The organism is Pontimicrobium sp. MEBiC01747 (genome assembly GCF_053601635.1).
In genome coordinates, this window is record NZ_JBSHNS010000205.1 from 1 (window position 1) to 4,703 (window position 4,703).

A 4,703-nucleotide genomic window follows, 5' to 3' on the forward strand; every position below is an offset into this window, starting at 1 on the left:
GGATAAAGTTTATGTAGAAGCTAAAGAAACAATGATAGATTTAGTAGGAGTTTTAAATAAAAATTATGATAAAAAATATTTTTTAGAAGCCATTGAAACAAATAATTTAGACTTTGTTTATACTCTAGATAATGGGAGTGTTTTAAAAGCATTAGCTACAAATTTTATCTTTTATGAAGATAAGTACTGGGATTTATTTATTGATTTTTTTAATACTATAAATTGGGATGTTTCTACAGTATTATCCTTTGTAGAAAACGAAGACCTATTTTTGTTTAAATCTAACCATTCCAAGTTAATATCAATTTTTATAAATCTTTTTGAAAAAGAAAATAACTATAGCGCAAAAGAACTAGATGAAAATGGTAGTGATGTTTTAGTTTTTTCTAGTAGAATTTTAACATGTTTAAAACAATATGAAGATAAATTGCATAAAAATAGAGTATTAAAAATAATGCAAACGGTATTATCTAATAAGGCACTTCTTAAATTATGCTACTTTGAAGTAGCAGATTTAACCCCTGTAGATTATTTTTTAGCTTACATTTTATTCTATTTTTTCAACCCTTTTCAAGAAGAGCTTTTAGTGAAAATGAACATTAATGTACAATTAGAATCAGAGCCAGGAGCTAAAACATTGTTCTTAGATCGTATAATAACATTTGCAGAGAATAAAAATTACGGAATAGAAATTTATGAAATAGAAAAATTCAGGTTAGTACTAGGAGAGGCTTTTTACAATGAGTTATTAGAGTTAATAGAACAAAGGTTAATAAATAAAAACAAATATAGTCCAGAGCATTTTGAAATGTTACTTAAAAATGGAACAGACTTAAAAAGTTTATATAATTAATCCTTAAATAAGTCATGAGTTATAACCCAAGTCTATCATTTATCCAATCCACTTTTTCCTCTAAATATCTCGGCGGATTAAAACGGAAACCAAAATAAATACTGGCGTAACTTTTATCGTTAATAACGTTACGTTTTACAGCTTCGTTTACAGAGTTCGATTCAAAATTAAAACGCGCACCAGCACTTATTCTGCTAGATGTATAACCAAACTGAAGGCCAACTTCCAAAGCTTTAGTAATATAGGTACTATTTATATCGCCTTCACTAGATTTATCGGTACTAAAACGCAAACCAATAGCTGGTGAAATAGAAGGCGTAACAAACCAATTACGTTTTACAATCCAAGTGTAATAATAACGTGGAGCAATAGAAATATCGAAGTTATTTTGAACGAATTTTTCATTTTCAACCCTATCAGAAAGTCTGTTAAAGCCATATTTAAGCGTAGGGATAAAACTACCAGAATTCTCGCGTTGCCACTCATTTAAATATAATAAATGACGTAATGAGAATTTAGAATTAAAAACATAAGACGTTTCGCCTCCCCAATTAGTAGTTTTTAAATTCGGAAACCGTAAACTCTCATCGTTAGGGTTAATGCCTTCATCATAAAACCCTTGTACTTTTCTATATTGAAAATTCTGAATCCATTGCTTTAAAAATAAGCGTAGCTGATACTCTCTAAATGACGATTTAAAATCGGAACGTCTGCTACTAGGAGAAAACCCTACACTTAAACCTAAAAATTTATAGTTTGTAGATACTTGTACTCTGTAAACATTATCGGCCGTAACCGTAAAATTATCTTCATTACTATCCTGTATAGAAAACGATTCGTTTTGAGTATTAATATTAAACTTAACCAACATGTTATCTTTGAAGGAAACAATGGAGCCAAAATCCTGAGCATTTGTAAAACTGATGAATACTATAAAAAAGGCAGAGAAGGTTAATTTCATTAATAGAATTTCAATATTTAACGTAATTTAAAAAAAACTATTATAATTAAGATGTTATAAGAACTATAAATGATTTTACACCTTCTGTTGCATTTTTAGTAATTACTGTGATGTTTTTTGAATCTGCTAAAGCAGGATTGGGATCTATAAAGTATATAGGTGTATTATCTGGAACAAAATTAATTAAATTGGCAGCAGGATAAACTTGCATTGAAGTACCAATAATAACCAAAATATCTGCAGTATTACATACCTCTATAGCTTTATCTAATAATGGCACAGCTTCGCCAAACCAAACAATATGAGGTCGTAATTGGTTACCGTTGCTATCTAAATCACCAAGATTTAAAGGCTTGGTCCATTCTAGAATATTATTTGTACTATTTACGGGGCGTACTTTTAGTAATTCGCCATGTAAGTGTATTACATTAGAGCTACCTGCACGCTCATGTAAATCATCAACATTTTGTGTAACAATGGTAACCTTGTAGTCATGCTCTAAAGCAGCCAAATCATAATGCGCAGTATTTGGCTGTACCTCTAAAAGTTGTTGTCTGCGCTGGTTATAAAACTCTAATACCAATTCTGGGTTCGCAGCAAAACCCCCAGGCGAAGCAACTTCCATAACATCATGCCCCTCCCATAAGCCATTGGCATCTCTAAATGTTTTAAGGCCACTTTCGGCACTCATACCAGCACCAGTTAAAACAACAATATGTTTCATATTTATTTTATTAAAAGAGTAATATAGTTTATATATAAGTAATGCTTATAAAAATAAACATTCTTAAAAATATCCATACAATTTTATTACATTCGATAAAATTAAAAACATTTCTATATAGCGAAATACTATTATAAATGACAGATACAGCACTTTTAAAACATTTAGAATCTTATTTAACCGAAAATCGTTTAACACGATTTAATACAGTTATTCAGCAACGTACCAAGCATTTTACTGTAGCTACAGAAGACGTCTATCAATTACACAATACAAGTGCGGTAATTAGAAGTTGCGATATATTTGGTATCCAAGAAGTAAATATTGTAGAAGAACGTAACTCTAAACGAATAGATAGAGAAATAGCAATGGGTGCACAAAAATGGGTAGATTTAAATCGTTACCACTCTATAAAAGATTGTTTAAAAGCTGTAAAAGCAGAAGGTTATCAAGTTGTAGCAACGACACCGCATACTAAAGATTGTATGTTGCATGATTTTGATGTTACTAAAAAATCTTGTTTTTTCTTTGGAAGAGAAACAGAAGGTTTATCTCAAGAAGTTCTAGATGAAGCCGATGTGTTTTTAAAAATACCTATGGCTGGATTTACAGAAAGTTTAAACATTTCCGTTTCCGCAGCCATTATATTACAACACGTTACTACAAAGCTTAAACAAACCAATATCGATTGGCAATTAACAGAAACAGAACAGTTAGTAAAACGATTAGATTGGTGTAAAAAAACAATTAAAAGCTACGAAGAGATTATTGAAAGATTCTACTCTAAATAATATTTTTTGTACATTTAAACATACTGAAATCTAAAACCAAATATTATGAAACTAAATGCATATATCGCTTTTAAAGGAGATTGCGAAAAAGCTATTAATTTTTACAAAGATGTTTTCGATGGAGAAATAACAGAGTTCATGCGTTTTAGTGATGCTCCAGAAGGTACTTTTGAGTATCCTGAATCTGCTAAAAATTTAATAATGCATGCAACCTTAGTTTTTAATGACTGTACACTTTTAGCTTCAGATAATATAGGAGAGCAGATGACTATAGGAAACAACTTTAGTTTAAGTTTTAATGCAGATGATGAGGCGCAAGCACAATCGGTATTTTCTAGTTTAATAGAAGGAGGTACGGTGATTATGCCTTTTGAAACTGTTTTTTGGGGCGGTAAGTTTGGAATGCTATTAGATTCGTTTGGTATACAGTGGATGGTAAGTTGCAACGAATAATTTAAATAAATATATTATGATGATAGTTTTATATGTTGTTATTGCAATAATTGTACTAATCGTTATTTTAGCAATCATAGCACCTAAAAAGTATAGTGTAGAAAGAAGTATTTCTATTAATAAACCACTTCCCGAAGTATTTCAGTATTTAAAATTAATAAAAAACCAAAACGATTGGTCTCCATGGAAAAAGAAAGATCCAGATATGATGCAGGAATACATAGGAACAGATGGAGAAGTGGGGTTTATATCTAAGTGGGAAGGCAATAAAGATGTTGGTACCGGAGAGCAGGAAATTAAACGTATTGTAGAAAATGAAACAATAGAGGCACAGCTACGCTTTTATAAACCTTGGAAATCGCAGTCTGATGCTTTTACAAAGGTAGAGGATATGGGGAATGGATTAACAAAAGTAACTTGGGGGTTTTCTGGAGTAAATAAACCACCATCAAATATTTTCTTCTTATTTTTTAATATGGATAAAACAGTAGGTAAAGACTTTGAAGAAGGATTAGAAGCTTTAAAAGCTATTTTAGAAGAATAATAATATAATTTTAAAAGGAAGCAAAAAAAGAGTGAAATTATTAAATTTCACTCTTTTTTATTTGCTGTTTTATGTTTTATAGTCTCTTTTTTTTATTACGACTTAACACTTTATATTCTTCATAACACTCACTAATGGCATCTAATATTTGAAGATCGTTAGCAGACGTTACAAAATCTTTAGAGTAATTACATTGTTCTACTATTTCGTCTAAATCTACTTTGTTAACTTGTAATAATACCATAAGCATTTCTCTATCAAAACGAGAAGCTAATAGATTTCTAATCTCATCATCTTGCTTCATTTTCTTTAGTTTCCGTAGCTCTTTTCCTTTTTTACTAAAAGTGTTATATAAAAAATCTAAAGGATTAAATATA

At 30.0% G+C, this 4,703-nt stretch carries 6 protein-coding genes and 1 pseudogene; 4 read left to right on the forward strand and 3 right to left on the reverse strand.

Annotation, left to right across the window (positions count from 1 at the left end; genetic code table 11):
- The coding region (locus ACVC2P_RS06525; protein WP_452597669.1) for a hypothetical protein at window positions 1-853 on the forward strand (853 nt) is incomplete at its 5' end.
- A 19-nt stretch (window positions 854-872) separates the two neighbouring features.
- On the opposite strand, the gene ACVC2P_RS06530 is transcribed toward ACVC2P_RS06525, so the two are convergent.
- A complete protein-coding gene (locus tag ACVC2P_RS06530) occupies window positions 873-1,814 on the reverse strand; it encodes a DUF4421 family protein (RefSeq protein WP_452597670.1) in 942 nt (313 codons plus the stop codon).
- Between the two features lie 46 nt (window positions 1,815-1,860).
- Complete coding sequence (locus ACVC2P_RS06535; protein WP_452597671.1) at window positions 1,861-2,538, reverse strand: SIR2 family NAD-dependent protein deacylase; 678 nt, start codon at window positions 2,536-2,538, stop codon at window positions 1,861-1,863.
- Between the two features lie 137 nt (window positions 2,539-2,675).
- Between ACVC2P_RS06535 and ACVC2P_RS06540 the strand changes: the two genes are divergently transcribed.
- Genes ACVC2P_RS06540 through ACVC2P_RS06550 form a run of 3 tightly spaced genes read left to right on the forward strand, consistent with a single transcriptional unit; the run spans window position 2,676 to window position 4,326 of the window.
- Window positions 2,676-3,329, forward strand: coding sequence for a TrmH family RNA methyltransferase (locus ACVC2P_RS06540; RefSeq protein ID WP_452597672.1), 654 nt, complete (start codon window positions 2,676-2,678; stop codon window positions 3,327-3,329).
- 45 nt (window positions 3,330-3,374) lie between these two features.
- The gene (locus ACVC2P_RS06545) at window positions 3,375-3,782 is read left to right on the forward strand and encodes a VOC family protein (RefSeq protein ID WP_452597673.1); all 408 of its coding nucleotides are present in this window, start codon (window positions 3,375-3,377) and stop codon (window positions 3,780-3,782) included.
- Between the two features lie 16 nt (window positions 3,783-3,798).
- Complete coding sequence (locus tag ACVC2P_RS06550) at window positions 3,799-4,326, forward strand: SRPBCC family protein (RefSeq protein WP_452597674.1); 528 nt, start codon at window positions 3,799-3,801, stop codon at window positions 4,324-4,326.
- A 76-nt stretch (window positions 4,327-4,402) separates the two neighbouring features.
- Here the strand turns inward: ACVC2P_RS06550 and ACVC2P_RS06555 are convergent.
- Window positions 4,403-4,703, reverse strand: a pseudogene (locus ACVC2P_RS06555) (carboxypeptidase-like regulatory domain-containing protein); the annotation flags it as partial.